The sequence below is a fragment of the Kitasatospora sp. NPDC052868 genome, from assembly GCF_044547105.1.
Taxonomy (GTDB): domain Bacteria; phylum Actinomycetota; class Actinomycetes; order Streptomycetales; family Streptomycetaceae; genus Kitasatospora.
In genome coordinates, this window is record NZ_JBITZW010000016.1 from 1 (window position 1) to 18,481 (window position 18,481).

Here is an 18,481-nt window from a genome sequence, read left to right on the forward strand (position 1 = left end):
ACATTCCGAACCCGGAAGCTAAGCCTCACAGCGCCGATGGTACTGCAGGGGGGACCCTGTGGGAGAGTAGGACGCCGCCGAACAATCATTCCAAAAAGACCCCCATCCATTCGGATGGGGGTCTTTTTGCGTTAACGTCTCTGCCAGCACATCTGAGCTCGGTGGAGGCACGATCCCGTTGCAGAACCTGACCCTGACCTGGCACTCCGCCGGGGGCGCCGCGGTCGCTCTCTACGGCGGCTCGTACGCGGCCGCGCGGGCCAGACGGACGCCGCTGTCGACGATGCTGCGGGAGGCCGGCACGCTGTTGGCGCTGTTCGCGCTCTGGCAGCTGGTCGGACACCTCTCCGTGATGAGCACCGACCACGCCCTGGACCGGGCGGCGTGGATCCACCGGACGGAGCTGTCGCTGGGGCTGCCGGACGAGGCGTCCTGGCAGGCCGCCGTCACCCCCTGCCCGGCCCTGGTGAAGCTGGCGAACTACTACTACGCCTCCATGCACTTCGCGGTGATGATCGGGGTGCTGGTCTGGGTGTTCGTCCGGCACCGCGCGCGGTACGCGTGGGTGCGCAACACCGTGGTGATCACGACGGCGATCTGTCTGCTGGTCCAGTTCATCCCGGTGGCGCCGCCCCGGATGCTGCCCGGGAGCGGCTTCGTGGACGTCGCCAAGGAGTACGGGCAGTCGGTGTACGGGGGCGCGGTCGGCGGGGTGGTGGTGGCCGACCAGCTGTCGGCGATGCCCTCGGTGCACGTGGCCTGGTGCGTGCTGGCGGCGGTTGCGGTGATCAAGGTGTCGCCGAGCCCGCTGCGGTGGGTGATGGTGCTCCACCCGGTGCTGACCGTGGTGGTCGTCGTGGTCACGGCGAACCACTTCTGGGCGGACGGCCTGGTGGCGCTGGCGATCCTGCTGTTCGCGTACGCGGCCCAGGCGGCCGCGGGTCGGTGGCGGGCCCGGCGGCCGGCGGCCGCGCCGGAGGACAGGCCGGCCGAGGAGCGGACCGCCGTACACCCCTGAGGCGCCGGGACGGGGAGTGGCAACGACAGGACGCCGGTGGGCCGGACCCCGTACGAGGGGGTCCGGCCCACCGGCGGTTGCCGGAGCGGCAGCGTACGCAGAAGCGGTGCCTACCGGATCAGCGGTGCCTGCCAGGTCACTTGACCGGCAGTGCGGCCCGGCCCCACCCGCTGTTGGTCAGCGCGGCGGTGGCCCAGTACCAGGCGGCGAGCCCGGAGGCGGCCGCGACCCAGCCGGCGAACTTGGCCAGGCCACCGGTGGTGGTGAAGGTGGCGATCGCGGAGAGCGCCAGGGAGACCGTCAGCAGGCCGTAGACGAGGCGGCTGAACAGACCGGACTGCCAGGCGGCCGCGGTGAGGGTGAGGGCCAGCAGGGCCCACAGCAGGAGGAACAGCCCCGCCGCGTTCTTTCCGGCCCCGCCGGCCACGGACCAGGTGGCCCAGAACGCGCCGAGGCTGGTGAAGGCCGTCCCGGTGAAGCCCTCGCCGGCGCGGAGCTGCCAGAGACCGGCGATGAACAGGGTGAGGCCGCCGAGAAGGTGGGCGAGAGAGGCTGCGTCGCCGGCCGTGGTGCCACTGAAGATGCCGGTGGAGAGCAGGCCGTAGGCGAGGAGAGTCAGGCCGAGGGCGAGGTAGCCGAGGTTACCCGCGTCGGCTCCGGAACGGGCGTTCTGTGCCCCGGAAGCTTCGTTGCTCACCGGAGGCTCCTTTCACTCTGGGCGCGCGCAGGGCGCTGTCAACGCAAGTGGGTGTTCGATGAGGTGGATGCGCGCGACCGCGCCGAGGGCGCACGGCTGGAGCGTGCGACGGCTGCGGTCAGAATGATGGGCCAGCGCGAAAGCCGCTGGTCGTGTCCCCTCCGGGGGATTCCCCGGTGAGATCGGTGTACCCGGCCCGGCTGGCTTGTACCCTTGTGAATCGTACAATTTGCGGCGCCGTCAGCTGTCGAACGCTCACTGTCGAATGCTCACGGTCGGCCGGTCGGCGGACAGCCGCGGTCAGCCCACGCGCTGGGTGGGCACCCGGAGGGTGAGGATCGCCATGTCGTCGGACGGCGGCTCCGGGGCGAAGCGCTCGACGGCCCGCTGGACCCGCAGGGCCACCGCTCCCGCGGTCAGGCCGGTGCAGCCGGTGAGCACCTCGGCCAGGCCGTCGTCGCCCAGCATCCGCAGGCCCTCCCGGCGTTCGGTGACGCCGTCGGTGACGCAGAGCAGGACCTCGCCGGGTGCGAGCACCAAGTGATCTGCGGTCAGGTCGAGTTCGTCCATCACTCCGAGCAGCGGCTGCGGTGTGGCGGCCCGGTCGACCTGGCCGTCGGTGCGCAGCCGAAGCGGCAGCGGGTGGCCGGCGCAGACCATCGAGAGCTCGGTGCTGCCGTCCGGCCGGGGCGTCATCTCGCCGTACAGCAGGGTCAGGAAGCGGCTGCGCGAACCCTCGTCCAGGATGGCCGCGTTGAGCCGGCTGAGGACCTGCGGGGCGTCCAGGCCCTCGCGGGCGAGCAGGCGCAGCGAGTGTCGGGCGAGGCCGGTGACGGAGGCGGCCTCGGGGCCGGTGCCGCAGACGTCGCCGATGGCGAAGCCGTAGGTGCCCTCGCGGATGGTGAACAGGTCGTAGAAGTCCCCGCCGACCTCGTTGCCCTCGCCGGCGGCCTGGTAGTAGACGTCCACCTCGACGCCCGGGATCTCGGGCAGCTCCGGCGGCAGCAGGCTGCGCTGCAGGGCCTGGCTGGTGGCGGTGCGCTCGGAGTAGAGGCGCGAGTTGTCGAGGGCCAGCGCCGCCCGGCGGGAGAGGTCCTCGGCGAGCTCCAGGATCTCCTGGCGGAATCTGACGCCGGCCGGGGTGCCGAGTGCGAGCAGGCCGATGACCCGGTTGCGGGCGACGAGCGGCAGGACGACCGTCTCGCCGAGCAGGCCGGAGAGTTCGGGGCTCTCGGTGAGTCCGGCGGCGCGGGCGGTGTCGACCGGAGCGGTCCAGAACCGGGCGCCGTGGTTGGGGCCGGAGTCCGGGGCGGAGGTCTTGTCGAGCAGGGCGCGCAGCGGGTCGATGCGGTCCTCGTCCTCGTGCAGGACGAAGGCCAGCGAGGCGGCCGCGCCGTGGTCGCCGTTGGTGTAGACGGCGCACCAGGAGGCCAGGGTGGGGACGGCCATCTGGGCCATCAGGGCGAGGGTCTGTTCGTGTTCGAGGGTGCCGGCCAGCAGGTCGGAGGCCTCCACGAGGAAGGAGAGCGAACCGCGGCGCAGTCGTTCGAGCTCGGTCAGCCGGGCGCTCTCGACGGCGAGGGCGACCCGGTCGGCGGCGAACTGGACGCGCAGCGCGTCCTCGTTGTCGTAGCGGCCGGGTGCGGCGGCGGCGATGCCGAGCGAGCCGATCAGGCGGCCCTCGACCTTGAGCGGGACGGTGAGCAGCGAGCGCATGCCGCTGCCGGTGAGGACCGGCAGGCCGGTGGGGCGGGTGGCGAGGTCCTCGTGGACGGAGGGCAGCCGGGCGGAGTCGTAGCGGTTGCCGCTGTCGACCGGGAAGCGGGTGTGCCGGCGGTGGCCGGAGGTGAGTCCGGTCGCGGCCCGTACCTCGAACTCGGTCTCGTCGTCGGTGGTGAGCAGCACGTAGGCGGCGTCGGCGTCGAGCAGGTCGCGGGCGCGCTCGACGGTGCGCTGGAGCAGGGCGTCGAGGTCGTCGCTGAGGGCCGGTCCGGAGAGCAGGTCGAGCCGGGTGCCGGTCGGGTCGGGGGCGTCGGCGGGCAGGCCGCGGGCGGGGGAGCGCAGGACCGCGCGGTCGGGCTCGCGGACCAGCAGGCAGAGCGTGGACGGGATGCCCTCGGTGTCGCGGATGCGGACCTGGACGCCGTACACGTCGATGGTCTGGCCGTCGGCGCGGCGCAGGCCGAAGCTGCCCTCCCAGCGGGCCAGTCGGAGGGTCTCGGCGAGGCCGAGGCCGATGCCGGGGGACTGCGGCCAGGCGGCGAGGTCGGCCCACGGCAGGCCGAGCACGGTGCCGGCGGGGTGCTGGAAGAGCGCCTCGGCGTCCGGGTTCCAGGCGAGGACCCGTCCGTCGTCGTCGAGTTGGACCACCGCGACGTGTACCGGGCCCGCGGTGCTGGGCAGTTCGCTGCCCGGGGTGGCGGGTACCGCGTACCGGGTGCCGATCACGTGGGCGGGCAGGGCGAGGCGGAACCAGACGGTCTTGCGGCCGGCGGAGTACTCGACGCCCCAGCGCTCGGCGAGGGCGGAGCACATCAACAGGCCGCGGCCGCCCTCGCCGTCGGGGTCGGCGTAGCGGTCGGAGGCGGTGACGGGGACGTCGGCGAAGGAGGGGAGGCCGCGCTCGGGGTGGTGGTCGGTGACCTCGATCCGGACGGTCTCCTCCTCCCGCAGACAGCAGACCTCGGCGGCCGTGCCGGCGTGCACCACGGCGTTGGTGACGAGTTCGCTGACCAGGACGACGGCGTCGTCGACGACCTCGGGCAGGCCCCAGCCCAGCAGGGCGTCCCGGACGAAGCCGCGGGCGGCGCCTGCGGAGCGGCCGACGGGTTCGAAGGTGGCGGCTGCGCGCGCGGTGACCACGTTGCCACTTCTCCTCTGCTCTGGCCCTGGCTGTCCCCGGTGCGGCGCCGACTCCCGGCGCGCCGGCCGGGCGGGCGGCGCGCTGGGGCGGGTCGTGGCCCGGTGCAGCGCTCCACCCTACTTTCCGGTTGGTTCCCCGTGGGGGCGGGGCGGCGAAACAGGCACCTGAGGGTGATTCTGCCCACCTGTTTCGGCCGGGGCGGTACCAACCGAGCGCAACCGGCCGTATACCCGGCGCCGGTGCTGCCAGACTGGGGGGTCCACGAGGGCCGGTCGGGCAGTACGGTCGTTGCGGGTGCCGGTGCGCCGAGAGGGCCGCCGGTGCGCAGTTGCGCCGGGCCGGTGGCCGGGCCGGGGCCCGATGGGGCGCGGGGCCGTCACCGGACAGTTCACGATGTGGGAGGGTCCCGTTGAGTTCGGCCACCAAGGACGCAACCGGTACGACGCCGCCGGCTCCGCGCGGCGGGCGGCCCGGGGCCGCGCCGCGGAGCGCGGCCGGTCGGCGAGTGAACCACAACCGGGGCGCCGAGCCGGCCGAGCTGCGCAAGTTGCTGGCCGCGCTGACCGCGATGCGGGACGGCAACTTCCGGCGCCGGCTGACGGTGCCGGGGGACGGTCCGCTCGCGGAGATCGCGGCGGTCTTCAACGAGGTCGCCGAGCGGAACCAGCACCTCACGGGCGAACTGGCCCGGGTCCGCCGGGCGGTGGGCCGCGAGGGCCGGCTGAACGAGCGGCTGGAGACCGGCGCGGGCGAGGGCGCCTGGATGGCCGCGGTCGACAACTGCAACGCGCTGATCGACGACCTGGCCCGGCCGATGGCCGAGGTGGGCCGGGTGCTGGCCTCGATCGCCGAGGGCGACCTGGACCAGAAGATGGAGCTCCGCTCGCTGCACAGCAACGGGGTGAGCCACCCGCTGCGCGGCGAGTACCTGAAGATCGGGCGGACCGTCAACGGGCTGGTGGACCAGCTGTCGGAGTTCACCGACGAGGTGACCCGGGTGGCGATCGAGGTCGGCACCGAGGGCAAGCTCGGCGGCCAGGCCAAGGTGCGCAGCGTCTCGGGCAGCTGGAAGGACCTGGCGGACTCGGTCAACACCATGGCGGGCCGGCTGACCGCGCAGGTGCGCAACATCGCCCAGGTGACCACCGCGGTCGCCAAGGGCGACCTCTCGCGCAAGGTCACGGTCGAGGTGGCCGGCGAGATGCTGGAGCTGAAGAACACCGTCAACACGATGGTGGACCAGCTCAACGGCTTTGCCGCGCAGGTCACCCGGGTGGCCCGGGACGTCGGGACGGAGGGCCGGCTCGGCGGTCAGGCGCAGGTGCCGGGCGTCGCCGGGGTCTGGCGGGACCTGACCGACTCGGTGAACTTCATGGCCGACAACCTGACGGGCCAGGTGCGCAACATCGCCCAGGTGACCACCGCGGTGGCGCGCGGGGACCTGTCGCAGAAGATCGAGGTGGACGCGCGGGGCGAGATCCTGGAACTGAAGAACACCATCAACACGATGGTGGACCAGCTCTCCGGCTTCGCCGAGCAGGTGACCAGGGTGGCCCGCCAGGTGGGCACCGAGGGGCGGCTGGGGGGCCAGGCGCAGGTGCCGGGCGCGGCCGGGGTCTGGCGGGACCTGACCGACAACGTCAACTTCATGGCGAACAACCTCACCGATCAGGTGCGCAACATCGCCCAGGTGACCACCGCGGTCGCCAAGGGCGACCTGTCGCAGAAGATCCAGGTGGACGCGCGGGGCGAGATCCTGGAGCTGAAGAACACCATCAACACGATGGTGGACCAGCTGGGGGCCTTCGCGGACGAGGTGACCCGGGTCGCCCGGGACGTCGGCACCGAGGGCATCCTCGGCGGGCAGGCGAGCGTGCCGGGGGTGTCCGGCACCTGGAAGGACCTGACCAACAGCGTCAACCTGATGGCCAACAACCTGACCAGCCAGGTCCGCAACATCGCCGAGGTGACCACCGCGGTGGCCCGCGGCGACGTCTCGAAGAAGATCACCGTCGACGCCCGCGGTGAGATCCTGGAGCTGGTCACCACCGTCAACACGATGGTCGACCAGCTGTCGGCGTTCGCCGACGAGGTGACCCGGGTGGCGCGCGAGGTGGGCACCGAGGGGATCCTGGGCGGCCAGGCCCGGGTGCGCGGGGTGTCGGGCATCTGGAAGGACCTGACCGACAACGTCAACTTCATGGCCTCCAACCTGACCAGCCAGGTGCGGAACATCGCCGAGGTCGCCACCGCGGTGGCCCGCGGCGACCTCTCCAAGAAGATCGACATCGAGGCGCAGGGCGAGGTCGCGGCGCTGGCCGGCACCCTGAACACCATGGTCGACCAGCTCTCCGCGTTCGCGGTGCAGGTCACCAGGGTGGCGCGCGAGGTGGGCACCGACGGCATCCTGGGCGGTCAGGCCGGGGTGCCGGGCGTGGCCGGGATCTGGAAGGACCTGACCGACAACGTCAACCTGATGGCCAACAACCTGACCGGCCAGGTCCGCAACATCGCCCTGGTGATCACGGCGGTCGCCCGCGGGGACCTCTCGCAGAAGATCGACGTGGACGCGCGCGGCGAGATCCTGGAGCTCAAGACCAGCATCAACACCATGGTCGACCAGCTCTCGGCGTTCGCCGACGAGGTGACCCGGGTGGCCCGCGAGGTGGGCACCGACGGCCGCCTCGGCGGCCAGGCCCGCGTCCCCGGGGTGGACGGCACCTGGCAGGACCTCACCGAGTCGGTGAACGAACTGGCCAACAACCTGACCCGGCAGGTGCGCGCGATCGCCCAGGTCGCCACCGCCGTGACCAGGGGCGACCTCTCGCTGCGGATCGACGTGGACGCGTCCGGGGAGCTCGACGAGCTCAAGGACAACATCAACCAGATGATCGCCAACCTGCGCGAGACCACCCGCACCAACCAGGAGCAGGACTGGCTGAAGACCAACCTGGCCCGGATCTCCGGCCTGCTGCAGGGCCGCCGGGACCTGGAGGCGGTCGCCTCGCTGATCATGACCGAGCTGACCCCGGTGGTCTCCGCCCAGCACGGCGCCTTCTTCCTGGCCCAGCCGGCCGGCCGCACCGCCGAGCTGATCACCGAGGACGACGACGAGAACGACACCGTGCTGCGGCTGATCGGCAGTTACGGCTACCAGCGCCGGGCGATGCCGACGACCTTCCGGCCCGGTGAGTCGCTGATCGGTCAGGCCGCGGTGGAGAAGCGCTCGATCATCCTGAAGGAGGCGCCGCCCGGGTACCTCAAGATCGCCTCGGGTCTGGGCGAGGCCTCGCCGGCCCACATCGTCGTCCTGCCGGTGCTGTTCGAGGGCCGACTGCTGGGCGTGATCGAGCTGGCCACCTTCAGCTCCTTCACCACCGTCGCGCTGGACTTCCTCAACCAGATCGCCGACCTGATCGGCGTCACCGTCAACACCATCAGCGTCAACACCAAGACCGAGGGCCTGCTGCTGGAGTCCCAGCGGCTCACCGCGGAACTCTCCATGCGGTCCGCCGAGTTGGAGGCCCGCCAGGAGGAGCTGGAGCGCACCAACGAGGAGTTGCAGGAGAAGGCCGAGCAACTCGCGCAGCAGAACCGCGACATCGAGATCAAGAACAGTGAGATCGAGGAGGCCCGGCAGGTCCTGGAGGAGCGCGCCGAACAGCTCGCCCTCGCCTCCCGCTACAAGAGCGAGTTCCTCGCCAACATGTCGCACGAGCTGCGCACCCCGCTCAACTCGCTGCTGATCCTGGCCAAGCTGCTCTCCGACAACAACGAGGGCAACCTCTCGCCCAAGCAGGTCGAGTTCGCCGACACCATCCACGGCGCCGGCTCCGACCTGCTCCAGCTGATCAACGACATCCTCGACCTGTCCAAGGTCGAGGCCGGCAAGATGGACGTCCGCCCGGCGCGGATCGCCCTGGTCCAGCTGGTCGACTACGTCGAGGCGACCTTCCAGCCGGTCGCGGTGGACAAGAACCTGGACTTCGCCGTCCGGGTCTCGCCCGCCCTGCCGGTCACCCTGCACACCGACGAACAGCGGCTCCAGCAGGTGCTGCGCAACCTGATCTCCAACGCGGTCAAGTTCACCGACGCCGGGGCCGTCGACTTCTCGATCAGCCCGGCCGGGCCGGACGTCCCGCAGCACGTGCGCGAGCGGCTGCTGGAGTCCGGGGCGATCAAGGACCCGGACGACGCGCTGATCGCCTTCTCGGTCTCCGACACCGGCATCGGCATCCCCGGCAACAAGCTGCGGGAGATCTTCGAGGCGTTCAAGCAGGCCGACGGGACCACCAGCCGCAAGTACGGCGGCACCGGTCTCGGCCTGTCGATCAGCCGGGAGATCGCCCGGCTGCTGGGCGGTGAGATCCACGCCGAGAGCGAGCTCGGCAAGGGCTCGACCTTCACCCTGTACCTGCCGCTGCGCACCGAGGCCGCCGAGCCCCCCGGCGCCGGGCAGCCGGTACCGGTCGCCCCCGCGGTGCGCGCCGCGGTCGGGGTCACCCCGGCCGGCACTCCCGTCCCGGTCGGCGAGAACCCCGCCGACCACTGGGCCCAGGAGGTCCGCGAACTCGCCGAGGAGCGCCGCCGGGGCGCCGTCGAGCGCCGCCGCGCGGCCGCGCTGGAGGGTCCGGGCCTCACGTCGGTGCCCGCCACGGCGGTCCGCCCGGCCGGACGGGTGGCCGCCCGCTTCGACGGCGAGCAGGTGCTGATCGTGGACGACGACGTCCGCAACGTCTTCGCCCTCACCAGCGTGCTGGAGCAGCACGGCCTGACCGTCCTGTACGCCGAGAACGGCCGCGAGGGCATCGAGATGCTGGAGCAGCACGAGAACGTCGCGCTGGTCCTGATGGACATCATGATGCCGGAGATGGACGGCTACGCGACCACCGAGGCGATCCGGCGGATGCCCCAGTTCGCCGGGCTGCCGATCATCGCGCTGACCGCCAAGGCGATGAAGGGCGACCGCGAGAAGTCCCTGGAGGCCGGCGCCACCGACCACATCACCAAGCCGGTGGAGACCGACCACCTGCTCGCGGTGATGCGCCAGCGCCTGCACCGCGACTGACGGCAGGCCCGGCCCGCCGGGGGCGCGAAGCGCGAGGTCCGCTCCGTGCTTCGCGCCAGCCGGGGGGCCGGTTTGCTGGCGGGGAGGGGCGGGAACCGGGTAGGGTCACCGATCGTTGCGAACAGTGACCGGATGGCAACACGCTGCTGAGCGTGCGCCGGTGCACTGGATGCGCGCCGCTCCGGATCATCTCGCGACGGAGCGATGTGCCGGGCGAGGGGGTGCGGCTAGCATGACCGGGGTAGTGGTGGGCAGTACGCGGGTGCCTTCCCCAGGCAGTCAGACGTCAGGAGGGCGGGTCGTAATGCAAAAGGCGAAGATCCTCCTGGTCGACGACCGGCCGGAGAACCTGCTGGCGCTTGAGGCGATCCTCTCCGCGCTGGACCAGACGCTGGTCCGCGCCGCGTCCGGCGAGGAGGCGCTCAAGGCGCTGCTCACCGACGACTTCGCGGTGATCCTGCTGGACGTCCAGATGCCCGGGATGGACGGCTTCGAGACCGCCGCGCACATCAAGCGGCGCGAACGCACCCGGGACATCCCGATCATCTTCCTGACCGCGATCAACCACGGACCGCACCATACGTTCCGGGGTTACGCGGCCGGCGCGGTCGACTACATCTCCAAACCCTTCGACCCCTGGGTGCTGCGGGCCAAGGTCTCGGTCTTCGTCGACCTCTACGTGAAGAACTGCCAGCTCAAGGAGCAGGCCGCGCTGCTGCGGCTGCAGCTGGAGGCCGGCGAGAACCGGCCGGCCATCGGCGGCGCGCTGCTCGGCGAGCTGTCGGCCCGGCTGGCGTCCGTGGAGGAGCAGGCCGAGGCACTCGGCAAGCAGCTGGACGGCGCCGAGCACGGCGGGGCGGCCGCGACCGCGGCGCACCTGGAGCGCAGGCTCGCGGAGCTGCGGCGCGCCCTGGAGGCGCTCCGTCCGGGGACGGACTGAAAGCCGGTCCGTTTCCGCCGTCCGGATGAAAACGGATCAGCATGACGGTGTGTCTGCGACACGGCCGGGCCCCCCGGCTCGGCCGCATGTGCACGGGTGGTCGGCGCCGGTAGGCTGCTGAGCCATGGCCACACGTACGCCCGGAAGCGCGGCACGCAACTCGAGTCCGGGACCGTCCAAGAAGGCCGTGGCGAAGGCTCCGGCCAAGCCGCCCGCGAAGAAGGCGGCCGCCAAGAAGGCCGCCCCGGCGAAGAAGGCGGCGGCCAAGCCGGCCCCGGCTCCGGCCGCGCCGCCCCCGCCGAAGCCGATACTCTTCCGTGCCGTGCGCGCCGTCTGGCTCGGTCTGGCGCACGGCGTCGGCGCCGTGTTCCGGGGCTTCGGCGACGGCGCCAAGAACCTGGACCCGGCCCACCGCAAGGACGGCGTCGGCCTGCTGCTGTTCGCGCTCGCGCTGGTCACCGCCGCCGGGACGTGGTTCAGCCCGCAGGGCTGGCTGGGCGAGGCGGCCACCAACGTGGTGTCCGGGCTGTTCGGCCGACTGGACGTGCTGGTGCCGTTCCTGCTCGCGGCGGTGGCGATCCGGCTGATCCGCCACCCGGAGCTGCCGGAGGCCAACGGGCGGATCATGATCGGCCTGAGCGCGCTGCTGGTCGGCGTCCTCGGCCTGGTCCACATCGGCTGCGGCGCCCCCATGATGGGCAGCGGCGCGACCCGGATAAGGTCGGCCGGCGGCATCCTCGGCTGGGCCGCCTCCACCCCGATGATGGCCGCCGCCGGGCCCGCGCTCGCGGTGCCGCTGCTGCTGTTGCTGGCCTTCTTCGGGCTGCTGGTGGTCACCGCCACCCCGCTGAACCGGATCCCCGAGCGGCTGCGCGCGGTCGGCGTCCGGCTCGGCGTGGTGGAGCCCCGCCCGCAGGACGAATCGGCCGACGGGCGTGCGCCGGAGTGGGAGCCGTCCACCGAGCCGCCCGAGGACGCCGACCCCTCGGCGCTGCCCTTCACGGTGGACGCCGACGGCGACGGCCCGCCGGACGAGATCGCCGCCCGCCGCCGGCGCCGCCGGCGCAAGCAGCCGGACGAGCAGGAGCTCGCCTCCGCCGTCCCCGACATGTTCGTGAAGGACCCCGAGGACCCGTACGCCACCCGCAACCTCGCCGCCGGAGCGGCCGCCGACCTGGACGGCGCGCTGGTCTACGGCGTGCCCGCCTCCTCGGCGGTGGCGGACATGATGCACCAGGTGCAGGACCGCACCGCCCCGCCGGAGGAGCCGGCCGTCCCGGCCGCCCGCGCCGGCGGCCAGAGCGCGCCCGAGGAGCACGCACCGGCGCCGGTGCGGATGGAGCAGCTCCAGCTCTCCGGCGACATCACCTACGCGCTGCCCTCCCTGGACCTGCTGGAGCGCGGCGGCCCCGGCAAGACCCGCAGCAAGCTCAACGACGACGTGGTCGCCCAGCTCACCGGCGTCTTCGCCGAGTTCAAGGTGGACGCCCGGGTCACCGGCTTCACCCGGGGCCCGACGGTCACCCGCTACGAGGTCGAGCTCGGCCCCGCCGTCAAGGTCGAGCGGATCACCGCGCTCGCCAAGAACATCGCCTACGCGGTGGCCAGCGCGGACGTGCGGATCATCAGCCCGATCCCCGGCAAGTCGGCGGTCGGCATCGAGATCCCCAACCTCGACCGGGAGATGGTCAACCTCGGCGACCTGCTGCGCTCGCGCGCGGCCGCCGACGACTCGCACCCGATGCTGGTCGGCATGGGCAAGGACGTCGAGGGCCACACCGTGATGGCCAACCTCGCCAAGATGCCGCACATCCTGGTGGCCGGCGCGACCGGCGCGGGCAAGTCCTCCTGCATCAACTGCCTGATCACCTCGGTGCTGGCGCGGGCCACCCCGGACGAGGTCCGGATGGTGCTGGTCGACCCCAAGCGGGTCGAGCTGACGGCCTACGAGGGCATCCCGCACCTGATCACGCCGATCATCACCAACCCGAAGAAGGCCGCCGAGGCCCTCCAGTGGGTGGTGCGCGAGATGGACCTGCGCTACGACGACCTCGCCGCGTTCGGGTTCCGGCACGTGGACGACTTCAACGCGGCGGTGAAGGCCGGCAAGGTCACCCCGCCGCTCGGCAGCGAGCGCGAGCTGACGCCGTACCCGTACCTGCTGGTGATCGTCGACGAGCTGGCCGACCTGATGATGGTCGCCCCGCGCGACGTCGAGGACTCGGTGGTCCGGATCACCCAGCTCGCCCGTGCGGCCGGCATCCACCTGGTGCTGGCGACCCAGCGGCCCTCGGTGGACGTGGTCACCGGTCTGATCAAGGCCAACGTGCCGTCCCGGCTGGCGTTCGCGACCTCGGCGATGGCCGACTCCCGGGTCATCCTGGACCAGCCCGGCGCGGAGAAGCTGATCGGCAAGGGTGACGCGCTCTTCCTCCCGATGGGCGCCAGCAAGCCGATCCGGATGCAGGGCGCGTTCGTCACCGAGGCGGAGATCGCCGCCGTGGTCCAGCACTGCAAGGACCAGCTGGCGGCCGCCTACCGGGACGACGTGACGGTCGGCGGCGGGCCGAAGAAGGAGATCGACGAGGAGATCGGCGACGACCTCGACCTGTTGATCCAGGCGGCCGAGCTGGTGGTCTCCACCCAGTTCGGCTCCACATCGATGCTCCAGCGCAAGCTGAGGGTCGGCTTCGCCAAGGCGGGCCGGCTGATGGACCTGATGGAGTCGCGTGGGATCGTCGGTCCCAGCGAGGGCTCCAAGGCCCGCGACGTGCTCGTCACACCGGACGAGCTCGACGGCATCATCGTGGGCATCCGGGGATGAGACGGGTGCGCACCGAAGGTGGCCCCCGATCCGGTTCACCCGTTCGGAGGAGGGTAGGCGCGGTGTACGGAACCGAACGGGCGTTACGCCGCGTCACAGGCCGCAAAGCGGCCTGATCGCACGGCCTCCACCCGCGTTGATGCCAGGTCAGCGCGGGATCGGGCCCCGGCCCGGACGGCTCCGCGCATTCGGTCCTATTCCGCTTGAGAAACGATCCGCCCGCGCCCCTAGACTGTTCTCCAGCAGGTGGCCATCCGCTCGAAAGGCGTGCCCCGTGACCATCGGCAAGTCCCCCGACCGCGAGAACGCCCCGACGTCCGCCCACCCGGCCGGCGCGGAGCACGCGGCCGATGCCCCGAGCATCGGCCGGGTGCTGTCCGTCGCCCGGATCGACGCCGGGCTCACGGTGGATCAGGTGAGTAGCAGCACCCGCGTCCGGGTGCCGATCGTGCACGGCATCGAGGAGGACGACTTCAGCCGCTGCGGCGGCGATTTCTACGCCCGTGGCCATATCCGTGCGATCGCCCGTGCGGTCGGCGTGGACGGCGAGGAGCTCGTCGCCCGCTACGACGCCGCGCACGGCGGCGCCCCGGCCCAGCGGCGCCCCGCCCAGCTGCTGGACACCGGGCCGATCAAGGTCACCGACCGCCGTCGGCCGAACTGGACGGCCGCCATGGTCGCCGCGATCGTCGCCGTGGTCGCCCTGATCGGCTTCAACCTGGTCAGCGGCAAGACGGGCGGCTCCACCACCGGCTCCGCCAGTGCGCCGCTGCCCAGCGGCTCCGGCACCGGCTCGGTGGCCCCGGCGCCCTCGCCCAGCGTGCAGCCGCCCGCCCCGGCGCCCAGCGTCGCGGCGATCGCCGCCGCCCCGGCCGACAAGGTCACCGTGAAGCTGGTCGCGGAGAAGGACACCAGCTGGGTGTCCGCCCTGGACGGCGCCGGCAAGTCGCTGTTCCAGAACAACATCGAGGAGGGTCAGGACCAGACCTTCACCGACCCCAAGCAGATCAAGCTGGTGATCGGCAACGCCGGGGCCGTGCACGTGTACGTCAACGGCAAGGACCTCGGTCCGGCGGGCAAGAACGGCCAGGTGGTGCACGTCACGTACACCCCCGGCGACCCGCAGGCTGGCTGACCACGACGGGGTCGAGGCCCGGCGAAGGCCGGGCAAAGCGAGGCGCGCGGCCTCCGGGGCGAACGGCACCGGGGGCCGCGCGTTAATCTTGGCCCTATGCCTGAACGCCGTACTGTCGCCCTTGTCACGCTCGGATGCGCCCGCAACGAGGTGGACTCCGAGGAACTCGCCGGGCGACTGGAGGCCGACGGCTGGTCCCTGGTCGACGATGCCGCCGAAGCCGATGTCGCCGTCGTCAACACCTGCGGCTTTGTCGAGGCCGCCAAGAAGGACTCCGTCGACGCCCTGCTGGAGGCCAACGACCTCAAGGGGCACGGCCGCACCCAGGCCGTCGTCGCGGTCGGCTGCATGGCCGAGCGCTACGGCAAGGAGCTGGCCGAGGCGCTGCCCGAGGCCGACGGCGTGCTCGGCTTCGACGACTACGCCGACATCTCCGACCGCCTGCAGACCATCCTTTCCGGCGGCCACCACGCCTCGCACATCCCGCGCGACCGCCGCAAGCTGCTGCCGCTGAGCCCGGTCGAGCGCCAGGCCGCCGCCGCCGAGATCGCGCTGCCCGGCCACGGCGCCCCCGAGGACCTCCCGGCGGGCCTCGCGCCCGCCTCCGGCCCGCGCACCCTGCGCAAGCGGCTGGACGACAGCCCGGTCGCCTCGGTGAAGCTCGCCTCCGGCTGCGACCGGCGCTGCTCCTTCTGCGCCATCCCGGCCTTCCGCGGCTCCTTCGTCTCCCGCCGCCCCTCCGACGTCCTGCACGAGGCCCAGTGGCTGGCCGGCGAGGGCGTCCGCGAGGTCGTCCTGGTCAGCGAGAACAACACCTCGTACGGCAAGGACCTCGGCGACATCCGGCTGCTGGAGACGCTGCTCGGCGAGATCTCCTCGATCGAGGGCGTCGAGCGGGTCCGGGTCTCCTACCTGCAGCCCGCCGAGATGCGGCCCGGCCTGATCGACGCGATGACCGGGACCACCGACGTGGTGCCGTACTTCGACCTGTCCTTCCAGCACTCCGCGCCCGCCGTGCTGCGCCGGATGCGCCGCTTCGGCTCCACCGACCAGTTCCTGGAGCTGCTCGGGACGATCCGCGGCAAGGCCCCGCAGGCCGGCGCCCGGTCCAACTTCATCGTCGGCTTCCCCGGTGAGACCGAGGAGGACTTCGCCGAGCTGGAGCGCTTCGTCACCAACGCCGGCCTGGACGCGATCGGCGTCTTCGGCTACTCCGACGAGGACGGCACCGAGGCCGCGACCTACGACGGCAAGCTGCCCGAGGACGTGGTGGCGGACCGGCTGAACCGGCTGACCCGGCTGGCCGAGGAGATGACCGCCCAGCGGGCCGAGGAGCGGATCGGTACCGAGGTCGAGGTGCTGATCGAGTCCGTGGAGGGCGACCTGGTCGAGGGCCGCGCCGCCCACCAGGCCCCCGAGACGGACGGCCTCACCGTGCTCACCGGCGTCGAGACCCCCGAGATCGGCCAGTTCTACCGGGCCCGGGTGGTCGCCAGCGAGGGCGTCGACCTGGTCGCCGAGGCGCTGGAGCAGGTCCGGGTGCCCAGGCTCGCGGGAGCCCAGGCCGTAGGAGCCGGGGAATGACCAAGGGGCCAGGCGCCCCGACCGCGGCCCACCCGGGCAGACCGGAGGCCGCGGTGCCTCCGGCGCCGGGCATCTGGAACATCGCGAACATGCTCACGATGCTCCGGCTGCTGCTGGTGCCGGTCTTCGTCGCGCTGCTCTTCGCCGACGGCGGCCACGACCCGAAGTGGCGTGCGGTGGCCTGGGCCTCCTTCGCCGTCGCGATGATCACCGACCTCTTCGACGGCGAGCTGGCCCGTCGCAAGGGCCTGGTCACGGACTTCGGCAAGATCGCCGATCCGATCGCCGACAAGGCGATCATGGGCTCTGCGCTGATCGGCCTGTCCATCCTGGGCGACCTGCCGTGGTGGGTCACGGTGGTGATCCTGGCGCGCGAGCTCGGCATCACCCTGATGCGGTTCTGGGTGATCCGGTACGGCGTGATCCCGGCCAGCCGGGGCGGCAAGCTGAAGACGCTCACCCAGGGCATCGCGGTGGGCATGTACGTGCTGGAGCTGACCGGCTGGCTGGCCACCGCCCGGGCCGTGCTGATGGCGCTGGCGGTGCTGCTGACCGTGGGCACCGCGCTGGACTACGTCGGACAGGCGCTGCGACTGCGCCGCGAGGGGCAGGCGGCGGCGCGCGCCGACCGGTGAAGGGGGATCCCGGGGTGGACGGGACGGATGGCGTGTTCGGGGTGGACGGCGTGTTCGGGGCGGACGAGGGCTTCGGGGCGGACCGGGCGGGCGCGGGGGCGCAGACCGGCGCGGGGACCGGCTCGGGGGGCGCCGACTACGAGCTGGCCGCGCGGGCGCACGCCGTACTGCGCGGCGAGGGCAGCACCCTGGCGGTCGCCGAGTCGCTCACCGGCGGCCTGCTGGCGGCCGTCCTGGTGGACGTCCCCGGGGCGTCCCGGACCTTCCGGGGCTCGGTCACCGCGTACGCGACCGAGCTGAAGGCCTCGGTGCTCGGCGTCGACGAGGGCCTGCTGGCCGTCCACGGGCCGGTGCACCCGGTGGTGGCGCGGCAGATGGCCGAGGGGGTGCGCCGGCTCCTGGGCGCCACGTACGGGCTCGCGACGACCGGGGTGGCCGGGCCGGAGCCGCAGGACGGGCAGCCGGTGGGCACCGTACACCTTGCCGTCGCCGGTCCGGGGGGAAGTCTGGTCAGTTCGCCACGGCTGTCGGGGGAGCGTGCCACAATCCGTCACAGGGCGGTGACCGCCGCTCTGGAGCTGCTCGTCGGGCGGCTTCCGTCCGGTGCGGACCCGCACTGACCTGCCGTCCACCCGCCGCCGGCCCGGCACGTCACCGTTGCGGCAGGACGTCGGGAGGGACCGCCTGCCCAGGATCTCCACCGAACCGAGACCTGCCGAGCTGGCGCACGGGTATGGCACAGCTGGAGGATCGTGTTACATCGGAGGGCCTGGTTGGGCAGAAACCAGGTGGCGAAGGAATGGCGCAGCGGTGGCCGGGTGCCACGCGGAGGGCACGACGAGGGGCTCGACGGCCCGGGCGCGGCACCGAAAATGGGGAGGGGACAGCCTTGCAGCCCAGAGTGAACACGACCATGGTCCCCGCACGCGAAGCGGGCAAGGCGGTACGGTGGGGACGTGACATCTCGATCCGCAGTCCGAGGAGGGAGGCACCGATGATCCTGCTTCGTCGCCTACTGGGCGATGTACTGCGTCGGCAGCGCCAGCGCCAGGGCCGCACACTCCGCGAGGTGTCGGCAGCCGCCAGGGTTTCGCTCGGTTACCTCTCCGAGGTCGAGCGGGGGCAGAAGGAGGCCTCCTCGGAGCTGCTCTCCGCCATCTGCGACGCACTCGACGTCCGGATGTCCGAGGTCATGCGCGAGGTCAGCGACGAACTGTCGCTCGCCGAACTTGCGGCGATGGCCACCCTCTCCGAAGGTGAACTGCTGAGGCCGGTACTCGAACCGGTACCGCTGCCCGCCCCCGGCACCGACCGGGCGAACCTCTCGCCCAAGGCCGCCGCGATGGACGTGGTCGCCGCCTGACTCCGGCCTCGACTTGCGGGCGCCTGGTGCCCGGGGCGAGCGAAGGAGGCGGTCGTGCGGAGAGCTGCGGTGGCGTACACCGAGGCCCGAATACGCCTGGGACGCCTGGTGTCCCGACGACGGACGCCTCCCCGGTGGGTCCGATGGGTCCTGCTGTTCCTGACCGGTGCGCTCGGCTGGTGGCTGCTGGTCGCCCGGGGGCCGCTGCCGGACGGTGCCGCGCTGGGGCTGCTCGCGGCCGGCGGCTGGGGGCTCGGTCTGATCCCCGTCCACGCGGACTGGAGAGCGACCGGACCACAGAGCCGAACGGGTGAGGGCATGGCCCGGGTGGAGGCGGAGCCTCCGATCGGGTGA

At 72.3% G+C, this 18,481-nt stretch carries 12 protein-coding genes and 1 rRNA gene; 11 read left to right on the forward strand and 2 right to left on the reverse strand.

The window, feature by feature from the left end; all coding sequences use genetic code 11:
- A 5S ribosomal RNA gene (rrf, locus tag ACIGZJ_RS24995) occupies window positions 1–83 on the forward strand; the annotation flags it as partial.
- A 95-nt stretch (window positions 84–178) separates the two neighbouring features.
- Window positions 179–1,018, forward strand: coding sequence for a phosphatase PAP2 family protein (locus ACIGZJ_RS25000; protein ID WP_396459301.1), 840 nt, complete (start codon window positions 179–181; stop codon window positions 1,016–1,018).
- 136 nt (window positions 1,019–1,154) lie between these two features.
- Here ACIGZJ_RS25000 and ACIGZJ_RS25005 read toward each other — a convergent pair whose 3' ends face one another.
- Both ACIGZJ_RS25005 and ACIGZJ_RS25010 read right to left on the reverse strand, forming a co-directional pair.
- Entirely contained in the window at window positions 1,155–1,715 is a 561-nt protein-coding gene (locus ACIGZJ_RS25005; RefSeq protein ID WP_396459302.1) for an acetate uptake transporter, read from the reverse strand.
- A gap of 300 nt (window positions 1,716–2,015) precedes the next feature.
- On the reverse strand, window positions 2,016–4,577 hold the full coding sequence (locus tag ACIGZJ_RS25010; protein ID WP_396459303.1) for a SpoIIE family protein phosphatase: 2,562 nt from the start codon (window positions 4,575–4,577) through the stop codon (window positions 2,016–2,018).
- A gap of 569 nt (window positions 4,578–5,146) precedes the next feature.
- On the opposite strand from ACIGZJ_RS25010, the gene ACIGZJ_RS25015 reads away from it, so the two are divergent.
- From ACIGZJ_RS25015 to ACIGZJ_RS25055, 9 genes are all read left to right on the forward strand, one after another.
- A complete protein-coding gene (locus ACIGZJ_RS25015; protein WP_396459395.1) occupies window positions 5,147–9,646 on the forward strand; it encodes a HAMP domain-containing protein in 4,500 nt (1,499 codons plus the stop codon).
- A 304-nt stretch (window positions 9,647–9,950) separates the two neighbouring features.
- Entirely contained in the window at window positions 9,951–10,586 is a 636-nt protein-coding gene (locus tag ACIGZJ_RS25020) for a two-component system response regulator (protein ID WP_392940437.1), read from the forward strand.
- A 124-nt stretch (window positions 10,587–10,710) separates the two neighbouring features.
- A complete protein-coding gene (locus ACIGZJ_RS25025) occupies window positions 10,711–13,410 on the forward strand; it encodes a DNA translocase FtsK (protein WP_396459304.1) in 2,700 nt (899 codons plus the stop codon).
- Between the two features lie 274 nt (window positions 13,411–13,684).
- A complete protein-coding gene (locus tag ACIGZJ_RS25030; RefSeq protein ID WP_396459305.1) occupies window positions 13,685–14,545 on the forward strand; it encodes a helix-turn-helix domain-containing protein in 861 nt (286 codons plus the stop codon).
- Between the two features lie 96 nt (window positions 14,546–14,641).
- Window positions 14,642–16,129 (forward strand): 30S ribosomal protein S12 methylthiotransferase RimO, encoded by a 1,488-nt coding sequence (gene rimO / locus ACIGZJ_RS25035; RefSeq protein ID WP_396459306.1) that lies wholly within the window; start codon window positions 14,642–14,644, stop codon window positions 16,127–16,129.
- Complete coding sequence (gene pgsA / locus ACIGZJ_RS25040) at window positions 16,126–16,764, forward strand: CDP-diacylglycerol--glycerol-3-phosphate 3-phosphatidyltransferase (RefSeq protein WP_396459307.1); 639 nt, start codon at window positions 16,126–16,128, stop codon at window positions 16,762–16,764. Before rimO ends, pgsA begins: the two co-directional genes overlap by 4 nt.
- Window positions 16,765–16,907: 143 nt before the next feature.
- Entirely contained in the window at window positions 16,908–17,384 is a 477-nt protein-coding gene (locus ACIGZJ_RS25045; RefSeq protein WP_396459396.1) for a CinA family protein, read from the forward strand.
- 374 nt (window positions 17,385–17,758) lie between these two features.
- A complete protein-coding gene (locus ACIGZJ_RS25050) occupies window positions 17,759–18,127 on the forward strand; it encodes a helix-turn-helix domain-containing protein (RefSeq protein ID WP_148642736.1) in 369 nt (122 codons plus the stop codon).
- Window positions 18,128–18,181: 54 nt separating this feature from the next.
- Window positions 18,182–18,481 carry a hypothetical protein gene (locus tag ACIGZJ_RS25055; protein ID WP_396459308.1) on the forward strand — a complete coding sequence of 100 codons (300 nt, stop codon included), beginning with the start codon at window positions 18,182–18,184 and terminating at the stop codon, window positions 18,479–18,481.

Excerpts from the sequence above, each read along its gene's own strand:
- pgsA (WP_396459307.1), top strand. The coding sequence starts at position 16,126 with ATGACCAAGGGGCCAGGCGCCCCGACCGCGGCCCACCCGGGCAGACCG.
- ACIGZJ_RS25050 (WP_148642736.1), top strand. The coding sequence starts at position 17,759 with ATGATCCTGCTTCGTCGCCTACTGGGCGATGTACTGCGTCGGCAGCGC.
- rimO (WP_396459306.1), top strand. The coding sequence starts at position 14,642 with ATGCCTGAACGCCGTACTGTCGCCCTTGTCACGCTCGGATGCGCCCGC.
- ACIGZJ_RS25025 (WP_396459304.1), top strand. The coding sequence starts at position 10,711 with ATGGCCACACGTACGCCCGGAAGCGCGGCACGCAACTCGAGTCCGGGA.
- ACIGZJ_RS25015 (WP_396459395.1), top strand. The coding sequence starts at position 5,147 with ATGCGGGACGGCAACTTCCGGCGCCGGCTGACGGTGCCGGGGGACGGT.
- ACIGZJ_RS25020 (WP_392940437.1), top strand. The coding sequence starts at position 9,951 with ATGCAAAAGGCGAAGATCCTCCTGGTCGACGACCGGCCGGAGAACCTG.